This is a genomic window from Sphingobacterium sp. UBA7038 (genome assembly GCF_002494055.1).
In the GTDB taxonomy this organism is placed as follows: domain Bacteria; phylum Bacteroidota; class Bacteroidia; order Sphingobacteriales; family Sphingobacteriaceae; genus Sphingobacterium; species Sphingobacterium multivorum.
In genome coordinates, this window is sequence record NZ_DLAV01000022.1 from 43,972 (window position 1) to 67,223 (window position 23,252).

General features: G+C 39.1%; 18 protein-coding genes. 10 read left to right on the forward strand and 8 right to left on the reverse strand.

Translation table 11 applies throughout. From position 1 onward, the window contains the following. The first annotated feature begins 190 nt into the window (after positions 1-190). Positions 191-520 (forward strand): DMT family transporter, encoded by a 330-nt coding sequence (locus B3H30_RS14850; RefSeq protein WP_070561088.1) that lies wholly within the window; start codon positions 191-193, stop codon positions 518-520. A 53-nt stretch (positions 521-573) separates the two neighbouring features. Then, positions 574-1,872: a DEAD/DEAH box helicase gene (locus tag B3H30_RS14855; protein WP_070561089.1), complete on the forward strand. Its 1,299-nt coding sequence runs from the start codon at positions 574-576 to the stop codon at positions 1,870-1,872. A gap of 140 nt (positions 1,873-2,012) precedes the next feature. Here the strand turns inward: B3H30_RS14855 and B3H30_RS14860 are convergent, their stop codons facing one another. From B3H30_RS14860 to recQ, 3 genes are all read right to left on the reverse strand, one after another. Next, the gene (locus tag B3H30_RS14860; protein WP_070561090.1) at positions 2,013-3,107 is read right to left on the reverse strand and encodes an SGNH/GDSL hydrolase family protein; all 1,095 of its coding nucleotides are present in this window, start codon (positions 3,105-3,107) and stop codon (positions 2,013-2,015) included. Positions 3,108-3,191: 84 nt separating this feature from the next. After that, positions 3,192-4,007 carry a 3-deoxy-8-phosphooctulonate synthase gene (kdsA, locus tag B3H30_RS14865; protein ID WP_070561091.1) on the reverse strand — a complete coding sequence of 272 codons (816 nt, stop codon included), beginning with the start codon at positions 4,005-4,007 and terminating at the stop codon, positions 3,192-3,194. A 14-nt stretch (positions 4,008-4,021) separates the two neighbouring features. Beyond that, positions 4,022-6,211: a DNA helicase RecQ gene (gene recQ, locus B3H30_RS14870; RefSeq protein WP_070561092.1), complete on the reverse strand. Its 2,190-nt coding sequence runs from the start codon at positions 6,209-6,211 to the stop codon at positions 4,022-4,024. Positions 6,212-6,312: 101 nt separating this feature from the next. Between recQ and B3H30_RS14875 the strand changes: the two genes are divergently transcribed. The 4 genes from B3H30_RS14875 (at position 6,313) to B3H30_RS14890 (ending at position 9,504) form a co-directional block, all read left to right on the forward strand. Next, positions 6,313-7,278, forward strand: a complete 966-nt coding sequence (locus B3H30_RS14875) for a KpsF/GutQ family sugar-phosphate isomerase (RefSeq protein WP_070561093.1) — start codon at positions 6,313-6,315, stop codon at positions 7,276-7,278. Positions 7,279-7,376: 98 nt separating this feature from the next. Then, entirely contained in the window at positions 7,377-7,751 is a 375-nt protein-coding gene (locus tag B3H30_RS14880) for a DUF1573 domain-containing protein (protein ID WP_070561094.1), read from the forward strand. A 97-nt stretch (positions 7,752-7,848) separates the two neighbouring features. Next, positions 7,849-9,048, forward strand: coding sequence for a pyridoxal phosphate-dependent aminotransferase (locus B3H30_RS14885; protein WP_286776820.1), 1,200 nt, complete (start codon positions 7,849-7,851; stop codon positions 9,046-9,048). A gap of 162 nt (positions 9,049-9,210) precedes the next feature. Then, positions 9,211-9,504 (forward strand): hypothetical protein, encoded by a 294-nt coding sequence (locus tag B3H30_RS14890; RefSeq protein ID WP_070561096.1) that lies wholly within the window; start codon positions 9,211-9,213, stop codon positions 9,502-9,504. 52 nt (positions 9,505-9,556) lie between these two features. On the opposite strand, the gene cmk is transcribed toward B3H30_RS14890, so the two are convergent. From cmk to topA, 3 genes are read right to left on the reverse strand one after another with little or no spacing between them, the layout of a single operon-like run. After that, a complete protein-coding gene (cmk, locus tag B3H30_RS14895; RefSeq protein ID WP_070561097.1) occupies positions 9,557-10,252 on the reverse strand; it encodes a (d)CMP kinase in 696 nt (231 codons plus the stop codon). After that, entirely contained in the window at positions 10,252-10,665 is a 414-nt protein-coding gene (locus B3H30_RS14900) for a hypothetical protein (RefSeq protein ID WP_046672862.1), read from the reverse strand. Before B3H30_RS14900 ends, cmk begins: the two co-directional genes overlap by 1 nt. Positions 10,666-10,667: 2 nt before the next feature. Further along, positions 10,668-13,067 (reverse strand): type I DNA topoisomerase, encoded by a 2,400-nt coding sequence (gene topA / locus B3H30_RS14905; protein WP_070561098.1) that lies wholly within the window; start codon positions 13,065-13,067, stop codon positions 10,668-10,670. Between the two features lie 378 nt (positions 13,068-13,445). Here topA and B3H30_RS14910 point away from each other — a divergent pair, with 378 nt between their 5' ends. Continuing rightward, a complete protein-coding gene (locus B3H30_RS14910; protein WP_070561099.1) occupies positions 13,446-14,360 on the forward strand; it encodes a glycerophosphodiester phosphodiesterase family protein in 915 nt (304 codons plus the stop codon). Positions 14,361-14,468: 108 nt separating this feature from the next. On the opposite strand, the gene B3H30_RS14915 is transcribed toward B3H30_RS14910, so the two are convergent. Continuing rightward, positions 14,469-15,284 (reverse strand): patatin-like phospholipase family protein, encoded by an 816-nt coding sequence (locus B3H30_RS14915; protein WP_070561100.1) that lies wholly within the window; start codon positions 15,282-15,284, stop codon positions 14,469-14,471. A 110-nt stretch (positions 15,285-15,394) separates the two neighbouring features. Here B3H30_RS14915 and B3H30_RS14920 point away from each other — a divergent pair, with 110 nt between their 5' ends. From B3H30_RS14920 to ppk2, 3 genes are all read left to right on the forward strand, one after another. Next, positions 15,395-16,099, forward strand: coding sequence for a DsbA family oxidoreductase (locus B3H30_RS14920; protein WP_070561207.1), 705 nt, complete (start codon positions 15,395-15,397; stop codon positions 16,097-16,099). Between the two features lie 69 nt (positions 16,100-16,168). After that, on the forward strand, positions 16,169-19,711 hold the full coding sequence (gene smc, locus B3H30_RS14925; protein ID WP_070561101.1) for a chromosome segregation protein SMC: 3,543 nt from the start codon (positions 16,169-16,171) through the stop codon (positions 19,709-19,711). Positions 19,712-20,584: 873 nt separating this feature from the next. Continuing rightward, the gene (gene ppk2, locus B3H30_RS14930) at positions 20,585-21,394 is read left to right on the forward strand and encodes a polyphosphate kinase 2 (RefSeq protein ID WP_046672869.1); all 810 of its coding nucleotides are present in this window, start codon (positions 20,585-20,587) and stop codon (positions 21,392-21,394) included. Between the two features lie 80 nt (positions 21,395-21,474). Here the strand turns inward: ppk2 and pckA are convergent, their stop codons facing one another. Continuing rightward, positions 21,475-23,094: a phosphoenolpyruvate carboxykinase (ATP) gene (pckA, locus tag B3H30_RS14935; RefSeq protein ID WP_070561208.1), complete on the reverse strand. Its 1,620-nt coding sequence runs from the start codon at positions 23,092-23,094 to the stop codon at positions 21,475-21,477. Positions 23,095-23,252 lie beyond the last annotated feature (158 nt).

Genomic DNA, 23,252 nt, shown 5'->3' on the forward strand with positions numbered 1-23,252 from the left:
TAGTACAGATTTCCAAAAAGTTCGAACATGCCCCATAAAATCAAATCTAGCGTCTAGCTATGTGAATTGGCCAAACATAGATAAAATTGCTCTTATACGCAATTCGTTGTCTCGAAAATAAATTAACTTCCCCCTGTTATTGACCTAATTAACCGAACCTTGCTGAGCAAAAAATTGTACCTTTGTAACAATGAAGTACACCTATCTTTTTCTTGCTATAGCCGCAGAGATATTTGCAACCACTTTCCTCAAGAAGTCTGCGGGTTTTACCCTTATAAAGCCTACCATTCTCTGTATTGTAGGCTATATTATTGCCTTCTATTTTTTAAGTATCACACTTAAATACCTGCCCGTCGGAATATCCTACGCAATTTGGTCTGGCGTTGGTATTGTAGCCATTACGCTTATTGGTATGTTCTTATTTAAACAGATTCCCGATACAGCAGCCATTATCGGTATGGTCTTGATTGTTGTTGGAGTCATTATTATCAATCTGTTTTCAAAAATGGGCGCACATTAGTTGATCTAAGATCAAAATTTGTATTTTTGTAACTTACATAAATAAAAGGATACGTGTCGTTAGAGAAACTAAAACTTAGCAAAAGATTGAATGCTACGATGACCGAACTCGGTTATCTTGCTCCAAAGGAAATTCAAAGTAGATGCATTTCCAGAATTCTTGGTGGACAGGATGTGATTGCCATCGCTCCAGAAGGTGCAGGCAAAACCACAACTTATGTCTTATCTACCTTGATGAAGTTGAAATTCACAACAGATGAAGCTCCGAAGTTTTTGATCTTGGCGCCTAATGAAGAACGTATCGACGAAATTGTTGAGAGATTCTATCAATTAAGCAAAAATAAAGATCTTCGCATCATTGGATTGCGGGCTTCAGGCAGCATGGAAGAAGAAATCGAAGAACTGGTTGATGGAAAAGACATTGTTGTAGCTACCCCAAATCGTGCAAGAGCTATCTATCTTAAATTGGCTTTGAATCTCAACCGTATTCAGACACTGATTATCGATGATGCTGAAGAGATTATCAAACAAGGAATGCAAAATACGGTAAGGGAATTAGCCGAAAGCTGCGGAAAAGTACAACATTTAGTTTTCAGTACTGTTGAACACCAAAAACTTTATGACATGATCGACAATTTCATGAATGAAAATTGTGCCTCGGTCGAAATAGATGAACTTGAGAATGACACTGTCGACACCCTAGATCTATTATTATATCATGTTCCTAATTTCACAACAAAGATCAATTTATTAAATCTTCTGTTGCAGGATAAAGAAGTATTTCAAAAAGTAGTCGTCTTTGTAAATTCGAAGCTTACTGCCCAAAAGTTGGCCAGCAGTTTGTTCAGTAGCAATAAAGAAGAAATTGCTATCCTCAATCCATTGTTCTATGATGATTTTGGCTATGAGACGATGGAAGATTTCAAGGAAAATAGTCAATCTCGTGTCCTAATAATTGCACGGGAAAATACGAACGATGTAGACCTTTCCGCTGTTCCATTCATTTTTCAATTTGAGTTACCAAATGAAAAGGAGGAATTCTTAAATCATCTTGTTAAAAATGACGAAAATGAAGAATCAGTCGTGTTGACTTTCACAACAGATCTGGAATTACCCATGGTTAAAAAAATAGAACAGGCTGTCGGTAAAAGAATGGATGTTTTGGAACTGCCAGAGGATCTTGTAATCTATAATCCCATCACCGACAAAAAGAAAAAGTCGAGCAAGGAGGAAGATAAAGAAGATCTTTCCCGAGGTGGCGCATTCCACCAAAAGAAAGAAAGCAATGCCAAGACTTTTAATTATGGCGGTGGCGAAAAGGCAAAAATGACCATGAAAATGAAAAAGAAATAAAAAAGGGAAGTTTAAAACTTCCCTTTTTTAAATAACAGCATACTGTTATCATTTTATCAACAAATCCTTTTCATACACAATTTCCCTTCGATGAGGTAAATTCGAAATACTGCTATGGTGAAGTCCTCGTTGACTGTAGTTTACTTGAGAATTTTCTTCAACAATTTAATATACGCATTTGCGATTCTTTCCATACCTTGATCATTTGGATGAGCGTAGTCAACGGTCGAATTCAGATCCAGATTAAGGTCTTGACTCGACAATAAGAAAAGCTGACGGATTCCTTTTGATTGTAATTTTTCAAAAGTCGCCTTCAGCACACGGCTACTTTGCTGGTATTCCGCATTTTTATCTTCATTAAAGACTTCGGCTATGCTCCCCGAACTATGCTGTGTCAAAATAATGGGTGTCGTCGGATGTTCTTTTCTTAAAAATGTCACCGCATTGACCAACAGTGAATCCAATTGCTCTTCTGTTAGCGACTTTGAAATAGCAAGATTAGGAATACAATCCAACACATAACAGGCAGCATCTACACTATTCATCACATTCAAAATCGGTTGTTCCAATCGACCGTTACCAGAAAAGCATAAGTTGATCATTTCATGGTCAAACGCACGTCCCACTTGGTTGGTCCAAGCTAAGCCTGGGCGACTGGTACAGGCCCCCTGTCCAATCGAGGTCCCATACACAACAATAGGTTTGGCTGCTGTGGTATGGGTATACGTTAATTTAGCGGTATTTGGCACACCAATCTTTAACCACTTAACCGTATTGTATAGCGGAAGATATAAGCGGTAATTAAATTTTCCATTGCGCCCTATATTCTTCCATGTATAAGAAATGGTATCCGAAAAATCATAATTGCCATAAGCCCATTTCCATTCCTTGTTTACAGTATCATAAGCATAAAGATCAAGCCCACTGACACCTGTTGTTGGCATATGGGGCATATTTAAACCGCCAGCCACTTGGTATTGAACCATAATCTCAGGTGAAGTAGTTTGAAAGTCAATATAGAATCCCGCACTATTCTTCCCCAGTTCCCATACGGGTTTACGTACCTGGCTTTCCAGTTCATCCGGAAGTCTATTGAAGGCCGAAAGCTTCTGATTCTCCAGCCTACCTTCCACATGCTTATCTTCTAGTGGAGAAAACCAACTATAACTCTCCTGCGCTTTGATGGCAGAAAAAGACAACAACAAAAACGCTGTCAATGCAACTTTTGAGAACATACAATAATTTAGCTTTAAGTTTGGTGTAATTGATTATAAAAAAGGAGCCTATTGGCTCCTTTCTATTGCGATTTATTTATTATACTATAAAATAGCTTGTCTAACTCGGACCAGTTTTTCCATCAAGCCTTCAAGTAAATCCAAATGTAACATATTGGCGCCATCAGACTTCGCATTTGCCGGATCAGGATGTGTTTCTATAAACAGGCCGTCGGCTCCCACCGCTATTGCAGCTTTGGCTATTGTTTCAATTAATGCTGGTTTCCCTCCTGTTACGCCAGAAGTTTGATTCGGTTGTTGTAAGGAATGTGTACAGTCCATTATTGTGGGCACGTTAAAAGAACGCATTTCGGGAATCCCGCGATAATCTACAATGAGATCCTGATAGCCGAACGTATTACCCCGATCAGTTAAAAAAACCTTCTCATTTCCAGATTCCACGATCTTATCCACTGCAAATTTCATAGATCCAGCACTCAAAAACTGACCTTTCTTTACATTGACCACCTTGTTCGTTTTTGCTGCTGCAACTAATAAGTCAGTCTGTCTGCACAAAAATGCTGGAATTTGAAGAACGTCAACGTATGCGGCTGCCATTTCCGCCTCATGGCTCTCATGGATATCCGTCACCGTCGGTACACCAAAAGTTTTCCCAACTTTCTCTAAAATCTTCAACGCTTTCTCATCACCTATCCCCATAAATGAATCTAGCCGCGATCTATTGGCCTTACGGTAAGATCCCTTGAAAATGTACGGAATATTTAGTTTATCTGTAATTGTAACAATCTTTTCAGCAATACGCAAAGCGATTTCTTCTCCTTCAATTGCACATGGCCCCGCCATTAAAAAGAAATTCTGCGATGTCCCATTCTTGATTTCGGGAATGTATTTGTTAATCATATAATTATAAAAAATTAATTGCCGAGTTCTGATAAAAATTTGATTCGCATCAATTGGAGATCCTCATAGCTATAATCGTCTCCACCTAATTCTTTAAGCGCATCATTAATTGAATCAGTCTCTGCTGTCTTAAAATAGTCATATACCTCATCTTGACGATCCTCATCTATGACCTCATCAATAAAGTAATTGATATTGATTTTCGTTCCTGCGTTTACGATCGTCTCAATTTCTTTCAATATTTCTTCATAAGTTATCCCCTTAGCTGAGGCAATATCATCTAATGCAATTTTACGATCGATATTTTGAATAATAGACACTTTTAATGCCGATTTATTAGCTGTACTCTTAATGACAAGATCCACAGGTCTATCAATTTCATTCTCCTCAACATAGTCTTTGATCAAGGCAATAAATGGAGCACCAAATTTAATCGCTTTACCATTCCCTACCCCCTGAATCTGTTTCAACTCATCGATAGCAATTGGATAATGTGTACACATCTCTTCCAGCGAAGGATCTTGAAAGATAACAAACGGCGGCAGGGACTTGCCCTTTGCAATTTTCTTACGTAAATCTTTAAGCATACCCAACAAGACGGTATCTAAGGCCCCTGTACCCTGTCCTGTATCTTCCGAATTTGTATTATCCCCCCCTTCAATTGGACGATTCAAAACAAATTTTAGTTGATAAGGATTATCCAGATAATGACGACCAATAGCTGTCAATTTTAAAAGGCCATAATGATCAATATCTTTTTCGATAAAGTTATCAAGCACTGCCTGCCTAAGTAAGGATTTCCAATAAATAACACCTTTATCTTTGCCCTTTCCGAAAAGACGATGTTCATCATGTTTATAGGCGGATACGGGTTGGTTGTTTTGGCCGATCATGACGTTAATCACGTGATGATCATCAAATTTTTCACCCTGTTCTTGAATAAAGCCCAATACATCTTTTAAAGCGTCTTCGGCCTCAAAATATTCTTTTTCCGAACGACAATTATCACACATATTATTACAGCCCTGCTCGTCAAAATTTTCTCCAAAATAATGAAGAATCTGTTTACGGCGACATACTGCAGACTCCGAATAATCAATAACCTCTTTTAAGATCTGCGTGCCAATCTCACGTTCAGCCACAGGTTTATCTTTCATAAACTTGGTCAGTTTTTCAACATCTTTTTCCGAATAAAAAGCCAAGCAATAACCATCACCCCCATCACGTCCAGCACGTCCAGTTTCCTGATAATATCCCTCCATGGATTTAGGAATATCGTGGTGAATCACATAACGAACATCAGGTTTATCTATTCCCATACCAAAAGCAATGGTAGCCACAATCACTTCGACATCCTCCATCAAAAATTTATCCTGTGTATCTGCTCTTGTTTTGGCGTCTAAACCCGCGTGGTAAGGTAAAGCTTTGATGCCATTTAGGTTCAAAACCTCACTGATTTCTTCTACCTTTTTACGGCTCAAACAATAGACAATGCCCGTCTTACCCGATTTGGTTTTGATAAAACGTACAATTTCTTTTACGACATCTTTTTTAGGTCTTACCTCGTAATATAAGTTGCTACGATTAAATGATGACTTAAATAAAACAGCATCAGTCATCTGCAAATTTTTACGAATATCAGACTGTACTTTAGGTGTTGCTGTCGCTGTAAGCGCAATAATAGGAATATTGGCCCCTATTTCATTAATGACCTGGCGTATTTTACGATATTCTGGTCTAAAATCGTGTCCCCATTCGGAAATACAATGCGCTTCGTCAACCGCTACAAATGACACGGTGATTTGGTGTAAGAAGTCCAAATTATCTTGCTTAGCAAGAGATTCCGGAGCGACATACAGCAATTTGGTCTTCCCAGCGATTACATCATCCTTAACCTTTGTAATCTCACTTTTATTCAATGAAGAATTCAAAAAATGAGCGATACTATCTTCGCCACCGAATGCACGAAGCTGATCTACTTGGTTTTTCATTAAAGCAATCAATGGAGAAATAACAATTGCAGTCCCCTCACTCATGAGTGCTGGAAGTTGATAGCAAATTGATTTCCCTCCTCCGGTTGGCATAATTACAAACGTGTCTCTCCGTTGAAGAATACTGTTTATAATTGCCTCCTGATCCCCCTTAAAAGTATCAAAACCAAAAAAATCTTGTAAATTGTCGAAAAGTGATTTTTCTATTTCCATTGCGCCTTGGGCAAAAATAAGATAGATAAATGAAGAAATAATCTTGAAAAATAATCTATTTTTGCAATCTATTCTAATACATAAAAGTAAGAGTATTTTTTGTGAAAAACAACTACGAAATAAAAAATATAGCTATTCAAGCTATTCAAGAAGAAGCCAAGGCAGTAGCTGCTTTAGCTCAATATATTGATGATGATTTTGTTACCGTTGTCGATCGTATTCTTAATTTGCACGGCCGAGTTATTGTAACTGGAATTGGTAAAAGCGCTATTATTGCTCAAAAGATAGTTGCAACGCTCAATTCGACAGGTACACCATCGATTTTTATGCATGCTGCTGATGCTATCCATGGAGATCTTGGTATCATCCAACAAAATGATTTGATTATTGCCATCTCTAAAAGTGGTAATACACCTGAGATTAAAGTACTTGTTCCCTTTTTAAAACAGACAAAGAATGTATTGGTTGCTTTGGTCGGAAATACAGATTCCTACCTCGCTAAAAATGCCGACTATATTTTAAATACCACCGTTGAGAAAGAAGCTTGTCCCAACAACCTTGCACCAACTTCAAGTACAACTGCTCAGTTGGCAATGGGTGATGCGCTTGCCGTGGTATTACAAGAGTGCCGTGATTTCACGGATAAAGATTTTGCAAAATACCATCCAGGAGGAGCATTAGGCAAAAAGCTGTACTTGAGAGTCGGCGATCTATCCGATCAGAATGGCAAACCTAGCGTCCCACAACAAGCCACAGTAAGTGATATCATCATCACCATAACACAGTTTAGACTGGGAGCTGTCGCCGTGTTGGATGATGAAAACATACTTGGCATCATCACAGATGGTGATATCCGTCGTATGCTGGAGAAACACACGGATTTAGCGACAATTACTGCCGCCGATATCATGGGAAAATCACCTAAAATTATCGATAAAGATGAATTGGCCGCCAATGCGCTCCATATTATGCGTGAAAACAATATCACACAACTATTGGTTTCCGACAAAGGAAATTACGCTGGTGTTATCCACATACAGGATCTATTGAAAGAAGGGATAATATAACTGTAATAAAGTTGTTAGATGTACAATAAATTGGCAATAAATATTAAATTTGGCATATCAGTTGTACTATTTTAATCGTAAAGTAATATTTTAGAAGCATGAAAAAGTATATAATAATCTTAGCAGTGATCATTTCCTTTATTGGTTTTTCTTCGATGCAAACAGGACAAGGAGAATTTAAATTCGAAAAAGAAACACATGATTTTGGTAAAATTCCTGCCGGCACGCCCGTTTCGTATAATTTCAAATTTTCTAACACCGGTAGCGAGCCAATTATCATTTCCAACGTGGTGCCTACCTGTGGATGTTCTGTAGCAGAATTTACAAAAACGCCAATCAAACCAGGAGAAAGTGGTACGATTAAAGTGACTTACAATGCTGCAGCAAAAGCGCCATTCACAAAGAGCTTCACGGTGCAGTCGAATACCAAGACTCCTGTAAAAACGCTATACATTAAGGGTATTGTAGAATAACAATTCCCATAGATAAAACGAAAAAAGCCACATTATCATGTGGCTTTTTTCGTTTTATTTTGGTTAGCTTTGCACTACTAATTTTAAAAAAACTATAATGCCAGTAATATCAGAAAAAGGGCTGAATATGCCTGCGTCGCCTATTAGAAAGTTGACGCCATATGCTGATCAAGCAAAAAAAGAAGGTAAAAAGATATATCACCTCAATATCGGACAACCTGATATCCAAACACCTGAAGTGATGCTTAATGCTTTGAAAAATATACAGTTCAAAGTGTGGGCCTACACACCTTCTGAAGGTACAGCCTCTTACCGAAACAAGTTAGCAGAATATTATAATAAGCTAAATTATAATATCGAGCCGACAGATATATTAGTAACAAATGGTGGTTCGGAAGCGATTATGATCGCTATGCAAGCCTGTTTAAATGAAAGCGAAGAGATCATCATTCCAGAGCCATTTTATGCGAATTACAATGGTTTTGCTTGTTCCTCCGATGTGGTAATCAAACCAATCATGTCCTATATTGAAAGTGGATTTGCATTACCTTCCATCGCCGAATTTGAAAAAGTAATTACCGCTAAAACCAAAGCAATCTGCATCTGTAATCCAAATAACCCTACAGGTTACCTTTATTCCAGAGAAGAACTCGAAGCTCTTCGTGAACTTTGTCTAAAATATGATCTTTACCTTTTTTCAGATGAGGCTTATCGTGAATTTTGTTACGATGGCAGAGCGTTTATCTCACCAATGCATTTAGAAGGTCTCGAAAATAATGTCGTTATTTTTGATACAGTATCAAAACGTTACTCCGCTTGTGGTGCGCGTATTGGATGTATCATTACCAAAAATAAAGAACTATATCAGACAGCACTGAAATTTGCACAAGCGCGCTTAAGCCCATCCTTAGAAGGACAAATAGCGGGTGAAGCTGCTGTTGATACACCAGACAGTTACTTCGAGGCGGTATCCAAAGAATATACAGCAAGAAGAGATACCCTCGTAAAAGGGCTCAATGCCATTGAAGGAGTTTACTCTCCTAACCCGGGTGGCGCATTTTACGTCGTAGCCAAATTACCAATTGATAATGCAGATAAATTCTGTCAATGGATGTTGGAAGAGTTCTCTTACAATAACGAAACAGTTATGATGGCTCCAGCTACGGGCTTTTATAGTACAGAGGGTGCTGGAGTAAATGAAGTCCGCCTGGCCTATGTACTGAATCAGGATGATCTTAAAAGCGCTTTAGTTTGCTTAGAGAAAGCACTCCAAGTGTATCCGGGACGCACAAATTAACAATAAGATAACAGCACTTAAGAAAGGCGGAACATGCATGTTCCGCCTTTTTCTTTTTTCATGGTTCCTTCCCATAAACCCCAATTCTATTTCTTTTTAAAAAAAAACAAAACAAAGTTTTGAAGCATCTTGTTCTTCTAATAGTAACAAAAGCGATTTCATATGGATAAATTGAAGAAATTCCAATTGATGGAAAAAATAGCGAGAGAATTAGAAGATGTCAGAAATAGCCAGCAAGCTGTTTTGGAAAAAATAGGCAAAATCGAAGTTGATAACATTGAACTCGGCGATAAAAATATCGAAAAAACAATTCCCGATATCTATCAACGTACAGCAGATAATTCAGATGCTATTAAAGCTCTTCTGGAATCTTTTCAAGATGAGACAGCAGAGTTTGGAGAAAAGAACAATGTTGGAAAATTATTGGAACAACAACAAATTAACAGTATAAAATAATGATATTCCAAACACAAAGAAGGTCGATTAAATAATCGGCCTTCTTTGTGTTTTATAATTGGACTTTTGCAGCCTTAGCTTTCAAATACTCTTCTTCAACAAAATGGAGCTGTTGTTCTGGTGTCAGATTAGAATTATCCAAAACAATCGCGTCTTCCGCTTGTCGTAATGGACTTTCCGCACGGGTACTGTCGATACGGTCACGTGTTGCAAGATTTTCCACGACTTCTTCCAACGTCACATCCTCCCCTTTTTCCGTCAACTCCAAATAACGTCGCGCAGCACGTACTTTAGGATCGGCCGTCATAAAAATCTTCAGATCAGCATCTGGAAAAACAGTAGTACCGATATCACGGCCATCCATAATAATATTTCGTCTGCTACCCAATTTTTGCTGCTGGGCAACCATGGCAACCCGGACAGCTTTAATTGCACTCACATCACTAACTTTATCAGAAATATACATCTGACGGATCTCTTCCGAAATATCCTCATCATTTAGATGGATCTCCGTCTTTATTGCATTTGGGATAAAATCAATATGGATATCTTTTAGTGCGCTTTCGATCGCTTCTTGATCATCCAGCGCTATTTTATGCCGGATAAAATAGAGTGTGACAGCCCTATACATGGCTCCGCTATCAATAAAGGCAAACTTCAGTTTTTTTGCCAAAGCTTTTGCCAGTGTACTCTTACCGCAGGAGGAAAAACCATCTATGGCAATAATAAAATTGTGACGTCCACTCATTATTCGTTTCCTCCTATGATTACACCTGGGCGATTGACCAAAGGAACCTTAGTCAGGTTACCATCCACAATGCTTTCAGGTAAAAAGATATATTTTTTATCGTAAATAATGTTATCAATATAAAAACTCAACCAATATTCATTTGTAAGCCCGAATACCTGTTCATCAATCGCTTCAACACGATCGAAAGATTTAGCTTCTATATTACCAATAAAATGACGCAAAGTCGTTGTTGTTACTTGTCGGCCATCCTTTTCGCCATAACCTTTTGAGCTAATCAGCACGTTCTGAATAGCAATATTCTTGTCGTTGATAACATAGACAGTCCAATTTTTTGTCTCCACCGTCTCACCTTCCAAAACGACGGCGATCATAATGTCTTTGACTATATTTTCAGGCAAATCTGCTTTCATGCTTATTTAGACTTTGTAGTTTTTTTAGCTGGAGCCTTCTTAGCGGTAGTCTTTTTTGCTACAGTTTTCTTTTCTGTTGTTTTTGTTTTAGTTGCTTTTCCTTTTGGCGCATCCGCCTCAGCCCATTTTAACACATCTTCATAGGTAATTTTTTCAATTTCCGTTCCCTTAGGAATCTTCAGATTCTGCTTGCCAAAACGAATAAATGGCCCCCAGCGTCCCTGTTCAATCTGAGCATCCGGATTTTCATCAAAAACCCGAATCACTTTTTCGATATCTTTCTGACGTTTGTCTTTGATAATCTGTATCGCCTCTTCTTCTGTCACATCCAATGGGTCAACACCTTTTGGTAGTGAGTAAAACGCCGAATTGTGACGGATATAAGGTCCAAATCGCCCAACAGCAACCGTCATTTCCTTATCTTCAAATAAACCAACTTTTTTCGGTAATTTGAACAATTCCATGGCATCATCAAAAGTAATGGTTTCGATCATCTGTCCCTTTCTCAAGGAAGCAAAACGAGGTTTCTCTTCATCGTCAGGAGAACCAATCTGTACCAATGGGCCGAACTTACCAATGCGAACCGAAACAGGCTTACCGGAAACCGGATCGACACCGAGCTCACGCTCATTATTCGCACGATCTGCATTGACTAAAGTATCTTCTACCTCAGAATGAAAAGGCCCATAGAAATCATGCAGCATTTTTGTCCATTCGGTCAGTCCATGCGCAATATCATCAAATTCTTTTTCTACGTTGGCCGTAAAATGAAAATCCACAATACCGTTGAAGTGTTCAACCAAAAAGTCATTCACGACAACACCGATATCTGTTGGAAACATTTTTCCTTTTTCGGCACCAGTGATTTCGGTTTTTGTTACCGCTGTTAATTCGGCATCCTTTAATGTCAGTACACGGTAATCGCGCGATTTACCTTCACGCTCTTCCTTTATGACATACCCGCGGTTTTGAATCGTTGAAATCGTAGGGGCGTAGGTTGAAGGACGGCCAATTCCCAATTCCTCTAATTTTTTCACCAAAGCAGCTTCCGTATAACGTGCTGGAGGTCGTGTAAAACGCTCCGTCGCCGACATGTTTTTCAACGTTAATGGCATACCAACAGCTAATGGTGGAAGAATAGCATTGTCACTATCTTCGTCCATCGCGTTGTCTTGATCGTCATCCAAGGATTCCATGTAAACTTTCAAGAATCCATCAAATTTCATCACCTCTCCTGAAGCATTCAAATCTTCAGTACGAGTTGATATGTCGATTTTTGCCAATGTACGTTCAAACTCCGCTTCACTCATTTGAGAAGCAATTGCTCTTTTCCAAATAAGCTCGTATAATCTTTTTTCGGATGCATCGCCATCGATGGTGTGCTCAGAGAAATAAGTAGGACGAATAGCTTCGTGCGCCTCTTGTGCACCCGATGTCTTTGTTTTATATTTTCTGACTTTATGGTACTGGTTACCATAAGCCGATTTGATTTCCTTTTCAGCAGCCTCAATCGCCGTATCACTCAAATTAACAGAATCGGTACGCATATAGGTAATTCGTCCTGATTCATACAGCCTTTGAGCCACCTGCATGGTGCGGGCAACCGAAAATCCAAGTTTCCGGCTTGCTTCCTGCTGTAATGTTGATGTAGTAAATGGCGCTGCCGGTGAACGCTTCGCAGGTTTTGTTTCGAGATTTTTTACAGAAAAAAGCGCTGCTTTACAATCCTCCAAAAATTTGGTCGCCTCTGCCTCTGTCGCAAAACGCTGCGGAAGCTCGGCTTTAAAACTATCCTTAACTTTTCCCGTATGAAAAAAAGCAACGATCTTAAAAGCCGCTTCGGGTTCAAATTTATTGATTTCACGCTCACGATCTACAATCAGACGAACCGCAACTGACTGCACGCGTCCGGCAGATAAAGAAGGTTTCACCTTTTTCCATAGAACCGGAGACAATTCAAATCCGACTAATCGATCTAACACCCTTCGCGCTTGTTGTGCATTTACGAGGTTATAATCTATTTTACGCGGGTTGTCAATAGCCTTCAAAATAGCTGGCTTTGTAATCTCATGAAACACAATTCTTTTTGTGCTTTCATCTTTTAATCCCAAAGTCTCAAATAAATGCCATGAAATAGCCTCTCCTTCGCGGTCCTCATCGGACGCTAACCAAACGGTTTCTGCAGCTTTAGCCAATTTCTTCAGTTCACTTACAACCGCCTTTTTGTCGGATGGAACTTCATACTTTTGTTCAAAATTCTTTTCGGTATCAATTGCATCATCGGTTTTCACCAAGTCGCGAATATGTCCATAACTTGACTTGACCAAAAAATCCTTTCCTAAATACCCTTCTATCGTTTTCGCTTTCGCCGGAGACTCAACTATCAATAAATTTTTCGCCATCTAATTTGAGATTTGTGCAAATAAAGGGAATTCTGAAAGGAATGACAATAATTTCTTACAAAAAAGACAAAAAAAATAGATTTCATGTCGACAATTAAGAAATTTATCCTACAATCAAGAAGCAGGTAACGAGCTCATGGTTGGCATAGAAACGCTGTCAGATCAAGGTAATTTGCCCATCGAACTACTTTGTGCCCCTCAATTTCAAACCAAAACAAATTCATTTAACTTTATTCGGTTTCGAATTCACCTTCATAAAGTTGCAAAATCAAGTATTCGAAACAGTTAAAATACGTAAAAGCAAAATATATATGTATATTCGCTTATTCAAAAGGGCAATATATAACAACTCCGCTATTTTGTTTAAATATTTTAATAATGAAAAGAAGTCTTCTCAGAATTGCCTTTTGGGGCACGTTATTACCATTTGCATCTTGTTCAGTTATGAAAGATTCAGCAAAATCAACTTCAGACAATTTCCCTAAACTTAGCTTGGAAGCGCATCGTGGTGGCCGCGGCCTATACCCTGAAGAATCTATCGCTGCCATGAAAAATGCAATAGATTTTGCAAAGGTGACAACACTGGAAATGGATTGTCATATTACCAAAGACCGTAAGGTTGTTGTCTTTCACGACGATTACCTTAACCCGAAGTTTGTATTGAAACCCAATGGCACCGAAATTTCTGACAAGGACAAACCGTTGAGAATTTACGATATGCTTTATAAAGATCTGGTTAAGTACGATATCGGATCGAAATTTTACAAAGAGTTTCCTGAACAAAAAAAACAGGTTACACGTATAGCAAAACTAGCAGACCTTATTGATAGTACTGAAGCCTACGCAAATCTAAAAAGGAAAGCGCCGATGTTTTACAATATCGAAGTGAAAAGTAAGGAAGATAAAGATGGTATTTTCCATCCAAGGGTTGAAGAATTTGTGGATCTTATGGTACAGGTAATCACCGATAAAAAAATTGCTGCGCGAACCGTTATTCAATCGTTTGATAGCAGAGCCATTAACTATCTGCACAAAGCATATCCTCAAATCAAAGTTTCTTATCTTATTGATGCAAACCATACAAAAAGTATTGAGCAAACAATTGCAGCTTTGGGTTTTACGCCTTTTATTATAAGTCCGCATCATAAAATAGTAACAAGCGATTATGTCAAGCAGTGTCACAAAGCTGGTATCAAGGTCATTCCTTGGACAGTCAATACGAAAGAAGAAATCGAGCAACTAAAAGCCGTGAAAGTTGATGGCATTATTAGCGATTACCCCAATTTGTTTTAACAAATACTTCGCATGGTTCGCTTAGAATAAAAATATCAGTTTCAGTGTATCTCAATGCCAGAGAAACCATGTACAGCCAAAGCAAAGTAGTCCCTTGATCGTCCTAAACTACTTTGCTTTGGCTTTGTTTTTTAATGCTTTGTCAATATATTCCCGCCCCTTCTGGACCAAAAATTCAGAGCGGTGATAATCCCAAAGGTTACAGATATTATAGGGAATGTCCACCACCACATCGGGCCGGTATAAATCAACAATCATACGGCTCATTTTCCTGCGCATCACATAGTATGACGCTTGGAGTATATCCAACGAATTCGAAGTCCTTGTATCCAGTTTTTTGATAACAGAATATTGTTTATCCGGTTTAGATTCCAGATTAACCGCTATGATTAGGTTCTCTTTCTTGGTGACATGATTTATAGGCAATGGATTGAGTACCCCGCCATCAACATAGACATGATTGTCGTCTTCTACAGCTGTAAACACCGCGGGAATGGCAATCGACGCCCGAATGGCATCATACATACTTCCAAAGTCCAGCACAACCTCCTTTTCGTAGTTTAGATCTGTCGCAACGGCTTTAAACAAAATAGGGAAAGTCTCAATATTAGCATCCGGAATCACAGATTTCAAGGCGTTAAACACCTTGATCCCCTTCATCATCCCCAGTCCCTTCCAGCTAAAATCCATCATATTAAAGACCGATTTCTTCGTCAGGCGCTGCATCCATTCTTCCAGAACATCCATCTTCCCCTGTGCATAGATACCACCGACAAGCGCTCCTATTGAACAACCTACCACCTCATCGATTTCGTAGCCCAGCTCTTCAAGACGTCGAATAATACCAATATGCACCAGGCCTCTTGCACCACCCCCGCCCAGAACAAGGGTAACTTTACGATTTAAAAAAGCTTTCTCCACCATAGTTATACAAATACTTGAAACACTTGTTTACATCCATGCAACAATGTAAACAGATAATCATCGTTATTATATGTATTTTTGATTACAATATACGCAGTAAAAAAAGAAATATGAAAATAGAAATTTGGTCGGACATCATTTGTCCTTTTTGTTATATTGGTCTGACAAAGCTTGAACTAGCTCTTCAGGAGTCCACAAGTAAGCCATCCGCTAAAATCATCTGGAAATCGTATCAGCTTAACCCTGATTATCCCGAAGATGCTCCAGCAATGCCAACCTACGATTACCTCGTTCAAACGAAAGGCATGAGTATGGACGATGTCGTTGCGATGACCTCACAGCTCAGTGCACAAGGAAAAGAGCTGGGTATTGATCTGAACTTTGAAAAAGCAATCGTTGTAAATACAAAAAAAGCACATCGTCTGATACATTTTGCCCAAGCGCAACAAAAAGACACTCAGATCAAGAAAGCCTTATTTAAAGCTCATTTTACGGATGGTCTTGATGTAAATAACAACGAGGTGCTCAGCACGATTGCTGCGCAAGAGCATCTTTCCGCTCAGGAGGTAAAAAACTTATTGGAATCTGATGAATATGCTTATGATGTTGCACAGGATATTCAAGAAGGTGTCAGCTTAGGACTCCGAGGTGTCCCTTTCTTTGTATTTGACAGAAAATATGCTATCCCCGGAGCACAGCCCATGGAAGTCTTTCACAACACCATAAATGAATGCTTGGCCAGTCAGCCAACACCGCTTGAACGCAGAGGCGAAGAAGGCCCTTCATGTGATCCTGAAACAGGAAAATGTGAATAAAGAAAGGAAAAATTATTGTTTAATTTTACTATTTTCGCAAGCTTATAACGACAAACAAATTTGGTATAAATGCAGTTAACCAAACTAGAAATTAAAGGATTTAAAAGTTTCGGAGACAAGATCACGATCAACTTCAATGATGGTGTCACAGCGATTGTTGGCCCCAATGGATGTGGGAAGTCCAATGTGGTCGACGCCATACGCTGGGTGCTGGGAGAGCAGAGTACAAAGATGCTTCGCTCCGATAAGATGGAAAATATTATCTTCAATGGAACGAAAAATAGAAAACCGGCAAACCTTGCAGAGGTCTCGCTGACCTTCAACAACAACAATAATATTTTGCCAACGGAATTCTCGACAGTAACCGTCACGCGGAAGCTGTTTCGCAACGGCGATAGTGAATATCGATTGAATGATGTCAAATGTCGTTTAAAAGATATCACAGATCTGTTCCTGGATACCGGAGTTGGTGCGGACAGCTATTCGATCATCGAATTGAAAATGATTGATGAAATTATCAATAATAAAGATAATTCACGTCGCAACCTCTTCGAAGAAGCATCTGGAATCTCTAAGTATAAAGTTCGTAAAAAACAGACTTTGGCAAAGCTGAGAGATACTGAGGCCGATCTTAGCCGTGTAGATGACTTGCTTTACGAAATCACAAAGAACCTCAAATCATTAGAAAATCAAGCTAAAAAAGCTGAAAAATATACCTCACTTAAAGCAGAATACCGCCAAAGCAGTATAGATTTGGCTTATTATAAAATAGCAGATTTCTCGACTGAATTGGAAAGACTTCAAACACAAGAATCCAAGGTTCAGAAAGATGCTGCCAATGCACATCAAAATATTCTGAATGCGGAAACGGAACTCCAATCACTCCGCCAGACAAATTTGGAACAAGAAAAAAACCTTTCGGTACAGCAAAAAACAACGCAGGAATTTGTCAATAAAATCCGAGGTCATGAATCGGAAAAGAAGATCAAAAACGAAAAGGTCAAAAATCTTCAAGATAAAGAGAACCGGTTGAACCTCGATATCAACAGTGATAAACAACAGCTTAATCATGTACTCTACACCATCAAACGACTGAATGAAGAATTGTTTGATGAACAAAATAAACTCGATTCGTTAAAAACGAATCTTGAATCGGATAAATCCGAAGTCGACGAACTGAGGGGACAGCAACAATCGGCAAAGGGAAAGCTTGATCTTTTTAATAAGAGTAATGCTGAATTACAGGCAAAAATCTACAAATTAGAAAAAGATCTTGCCGTATTTACCATTCAGAAAGAAGCCCTCCTCCAAGAATCTGTTCGCAATAGTGTAGATACAGAAGCAAAAGAAGCCGAATTGCAGCAGTTTAATTCTGCTGTTACTGAACTGGAAGGCCGTGTGGAAGCACAGCAGTTACAGTATGACTCAGCAAACCAGCTGGAAGAAGAGCTCCAAGGACAGATCAGTCAGTGCCAGGCAAACCTAGAAGAACTTAAGGCCCAGCTTGCCAAAGACCTCCGTCTGGTAGATGCCAAACAAAACGAATACAACCTCACGAAATCTCTTGTTGATAATTTAGAAGGTTTCCCCGATTCCATTCGGTTCCTCAAGAAAAATGCAGGATGGAAAAAGCAACCTCCGCTCCTATCAGATGTCCTTTTCTGTCAGGAAGATTATCGCGTGGCTATTGAGAACTATCTAGAGCCTATAATGAATCACTATGTTGTCGAAACACAACAAGATGCTGTTCAAGCAATTCAGCTATTGAGCGATGCCGCAAAAGGAAGAGCTAATTTCTTTGTTTTAGATGCCATAACACACTCGCCAAGCGCTGCCCCTGCACCAAATGACAATTTGATGTCTGCGTTGGATGTGATTACAGTAGACGAAAAGTACAAGGCTTTATGTACGATGCTGCTCCAGCAGGTCTTTATTCTTAAACATGACAATGAAAAAGAACTGGATGAAAAGCTACCTGCTCTGGGACAGGTGATTCTGCAAAAAAATGGACGTTATTCGAAACATCATTTGGGTCTTTCTGGTGGTTCCGTGGGATTATTTGAGGGCAAACGTATCGGAAGAGCGAAAAACCTCGAAGTGTTATCCCAAGAGATCAAAACCTTAAATCAGGAAATAGCAAAACTTGAAGATAAAATAACCGCCGAAACAGCTCGCTTGGATGTACTACGCGGCAATTCGCAGAAAGAGTTAATCGATGAGCTTCGTTTTCAGCTCAATAGACTGAATAATGAATTAATTACTGTCAAAACAAAGCAAGAGCAATATCAAGCCTTCATCAATAACTCCCAGGCCCGTAAAAAAGATATTCAGGAGAAAATTGAAAGTATAGAATCAGATTTAAGGATTGCCGAGCCACAGCTTCAGGAGCTGCGCCAGGAAAAAGAACAGAGTATCGCCGAATTATCGACTTTACAGGACCAGTTCCATGAAATAGCTGAAATACTTAACGAAAAATCGACCGCATACAATCAAGAGAATATCGCTTATCATCAACAGTTAAACAAAGTTTCCAATATCACGAAAGATCTCGAATTTAGAGAGACGCAGAAGGATGACCACGAACTCCGTCTGGAGCGAAACAGTGCAGAATTAGTTGAAGTGCAAGAAGCGTTAAGAACAACCATTCCATTTGAAGATGAAGAAGATCGGGATCTTATTGCCATGTATGAGCAGAAGATTGCTTTAGAAGATGGTCTTAAAGAATTGGAAGACAACTACTATGCAGATAAGCAGAAAATCAATAATCTCGAAGACGCCCTGACACAGCAGCGTCGTTCAAAAGAGCAGAGTGACTTTCTTATTTCAGAGATCAAAGATAAAAAAACAGGTCTGCAGATCGACCTCAATGCCTTAAAAGAACGCCTTTCCGTTGAATTCAACATTGAATTGAAAGATCTAATTGACCGTGAAGATGCGCCTGAGATCACAGAAGATCAAGCGACATTGGCAACCAAATGTAGCAAACTCAAGAAACAGCTTGATGAATTTGGAACGATCAATCTGATGGCAAAAGAGGCTTTCGACGAGATGAACGAACGCTATGATTTCATTAACAAAGAGAAAGCTGATTTAATTGAAGCAAAAGGATCCTTGATGGCAACAATAAAAGAAATTGACGATACCGCTCAGGTTCAGTTTATGTTTACATTTGATGCCGTGAGGAATAACTTCGTTAAAGTATTCCGTTCGCTATTTAACGAAGAAGACAGCTGTGACCTGGTACTCACAGACCCGAGCAATCCGTTGGATTCAGATATCGACATTATTGCAAGACCCAAAGGGAAAAGGCCGCTGTCTATCAATCAGCTTTCGGGTGGTGAAAAGACCTTGACTTCAACAGCTCTCTTATTCTCACTCTATCTTTCTAAACCGGCACCATTTTGTATCTTCGATGAGGTGGACGCTCCTTTAGATGATACGAATATTGATAAGTTCAACAATATTATCCGGGATTTTTCGAAAAATTCACAATTTATCGTAGTCTCACACAATAAGAAAACGATTGCAAGTACAGACATCATCTATGGAGTAACCATGGTGGAACAAGGTGTATCCCGTGTAGTAGCAGTAGATCTAAGAGAAGTTGCCTAGAGCGCAGCAAAATACACAATAAATAAGGCGGACCGGATGTACATCTGGTCCGTCTTATTTTATATATATCGATTTAAGTTCCGCCCGACTTTAATGAGACTCTTTACTGCAACAAACAGTGAATTGCTCTGAGCTTATTTCATGTCGCAGATCAATATAAGGATAGCGAGCAGACAGCTGATTCCCCCAATAAATAAACCGACTGATAACCAAACGGGCCCGCTACTAATCCCGCCAATGCCCCTGCCATTCGTAGAGGCAAATCCACCAATGCAACACAAGCTCCAAGTGCTGTACCACGCATCTGTAATGCAACTTTTTTATGACTGCCCCCCCCACACAACTATATTTCGAGTACAAATATGCTACGGATCAAAAAGCTAACATTGACTTAAGTCAAAAAAAGCCTTTAAGTCGAAAATGGGACCTGAAAAATAAAAAGCCCAGAGTGGGGAACTCTGAGCTTTCGTTAGCCATATATTAACCTATTTTATGAAAAGTATTTGTAATGAAAACGTCGCATTTTTGAATTCATTATAAGAATAGATGCCATTTAACATTTTTTAACATTTAGAATAAACGGAGGATCAGCTCAATTAAGCGGGAACAGAATCGTATTTTTTCGTACTCTTGAAGCGATCCCCCATCCGACAAAAAAGCTCGAAGTGGGGAACTCCGAGCTAACCTAACCAATTATTAACCTAAATTTATGAAAAGTCTTATTTATGCAAACAGCCTTTTTTGCTGTTTAGAATTCTAAACGTAAGTGAAGAGCTTATTATTACACATCCCATTCGGAATTATATGAAATTTGACGTTTTTTAACAATTCAATAAGTAACTTTAGGAAAACGAACGTATAAATCAATAGCATATGGCAGAATACGATTTAAATGAACTTCAGAAGATCTACGAAAACAAAGATGTTTTAAACTATCTGGAACAGCATGGCATTCTGGAGATAAAAAAATTCAATGATGTTTACGATTATGAAAAGGAGCTTTACGAGCTCCAAGTCAAGCTCTTAAAACTTCAATATGAAATCATTGAAAAAGGAAAACGAGTACTGATTATTTTTGAAGGCAGGGACGCTGCGGGTAAAGGCGGTACAATTGGCCGTGTAACCCAATACCTGAATCCCAAAAAGGTGCGCGTTGTTGCATTGCCTAAACCAACCGAGGAGGAAGCTGGACAATGGTATTTTCAACGATATATCAAACAGCTCCCCAATGCTGGGGAAATTGTGATTTTCGACCGCAGCTGGTATAACAGAGCTGTTGTTGAACCAGTATTTGGATTTTGCACCAAGGAACAGCACGAGCTGTTTATGAACCAAGTTCCTGAATTTGAGAAGCAGTTAATCGACGATGGCATCATCCTTATCAAATTATTCCTGAATATCAGCAAAGAAGAGCAGGCCGAAAGATTAAAAGAGCGAAAAGAAGATATCCTAAAACAATGGAAAATCGGTGTGCTGGACGAGCAGGCGCAGGAGAAATGGGATGTTTATACGGGTTATATTGAAGATTTATTTAAAAAGACAAGCACCAAAAAATCGCCTTGGTTAGAAATTACCAAAGATAACAAGAAAAAGGCCCGCTTAGCGTCCTTCAAACTGATTATCAATGCGCTTGTTGGAAGTGAGCAGGAAAAAATAGATTCTTTCGTTACAAAACACGACTAAATGACTGTCGGTCTGGTAAGGTATCATTATAAAAAAACAGGAGGAANNTTCCTCCTGTTTTTTTATAATATTAAAACGAATTAAGATACAAGTATCGTAGTTTCGATTTTAGGTCCTGCGGCCAGCACGGAGTCCGGCATTTCATTATTGAATTTTTCAAAATTCGAAATGAACAGCTTCGCCAAGCGTTTTGCTTGCATGTCATAAGCCTCATCATTGTTCCATAAACCGCGTGCATCTAAAATTTGTGCAGGAACATGCTCTCCACAGCTCGTTGGATATTCCAATCCAAAAATATCATGCTTATTAAACTGAGATTCCAGTAGTGAACCGTCCATGGCCGCGCGAATTAGCGATCGTGTATAATTCAGCTTAATACGTCTACCTATTCCGTAAGGACCAGCAATCCAGCCTGTATTCACTAGCCAAACTTTGATGTTACGATTTTGCTCTAGTTTCGAACGCAGCAAGGCCGCATATTTTGAAGGATGGAGCGGTAAAAATGCCTGTCCAAAACAGGTTGAAAATGCTGCTGTAGGCTCCTTTATCCCGACCTCTGTACCGGCAACCTTTGCTGTATAACCACTGACAAAATGATATACCGCCTGATCGGTGGTCAACAATGAAATGGGAGGAAGTACACCAAAAGCATCTGCTGTAAGGAAAAAAATATTTTCTGGTTCATTGCCAATTCCATTTATTTCGGCATTTTCCATAAAATCGATGGGATAGGATACCCTCGTATTCTCTGTCTTGCTAATATCGTTATAATCAGGTCGATCAAATTCATCCAACACAACATTTTCAAGGAGAGCCCCAAAACGAATTGCGTGAAAGATCTCAGGTTCTTTGTCTTCTGACAACCCTACACATTTGGCGTAGCAGCCGCCTTCGAAATTGAATATTCCCCTTTCGCTCCATCCATGCTCATCATCACCAATCAACTTTCTGTTTCTATCAGCCGACAGGGTCGTTTTCCCTGTACCTGAAAGTCCGAAAAATAACGCTGTCTCCCCTTCCTTCGAAGTGTTCGCCGAGCAGTGCATAGAAAGCACATTATGCTGGAATGGCAAAATAAAGTTCAATATTGAAAAAATGCTCTTTTTAATCTCCCCCGTGTAACCGGTCCCTGCAATCAGTACTATCTTTTTTGTAAAGTCAATCGCGACAAAATTTTCGTTGATAATGCCATATTGATGCGGCTCATCGATAAGCAGCGTCGGAGCGGCTAAAATCGACCAGGCTGGCTGGGCATCTGGATTTGGCTCCGGCCGTAGAAACAGGTTATTGGCAAATATACTTTGATAAGCTGTTTCCGTAACAACACGTAAATCTATTTGATAAGCTGGATCAGCCCCTGCAGCACAATCTCTTACATAGATGATTTGATCACTTAAGTGAGCCGCTACTTTCGAGAGTAGTGCTTCGAAATTAGCCGGAGACATTCGTTGATTGATCTCTCCCCACCAAACGCTATCTTTAGTTAAAGAATCTTCGACCAGAAACCGATCTTTTGGCGACCTTCCAGTAAATTTCCCTGTATCAGCAGCTAGCGCTCCCGTATCAGAAAGTCGACCTTCGTGATTTGCTAAGGCATGTTCGACCAATTCAGAAACAGGCAATTGATAAAATACATTTTTTGTACTATCAATTTTTAAATATTTCAAATCAGGCGCGTTTCCAATGTTACCCTTTTTCATATTTTTTGTTTGTTTTAAAATGTGCCCAAATTTAAAGGCATTTTTCGCTAAAAACAAAACTTAATTACCTAAAAATCAAGCTTATTGTACAAAAAACACAAAAACAAAAAACTCATTAACAGCAACTTATAGAGGTAAAAAAAATTAAACTTTTTAGC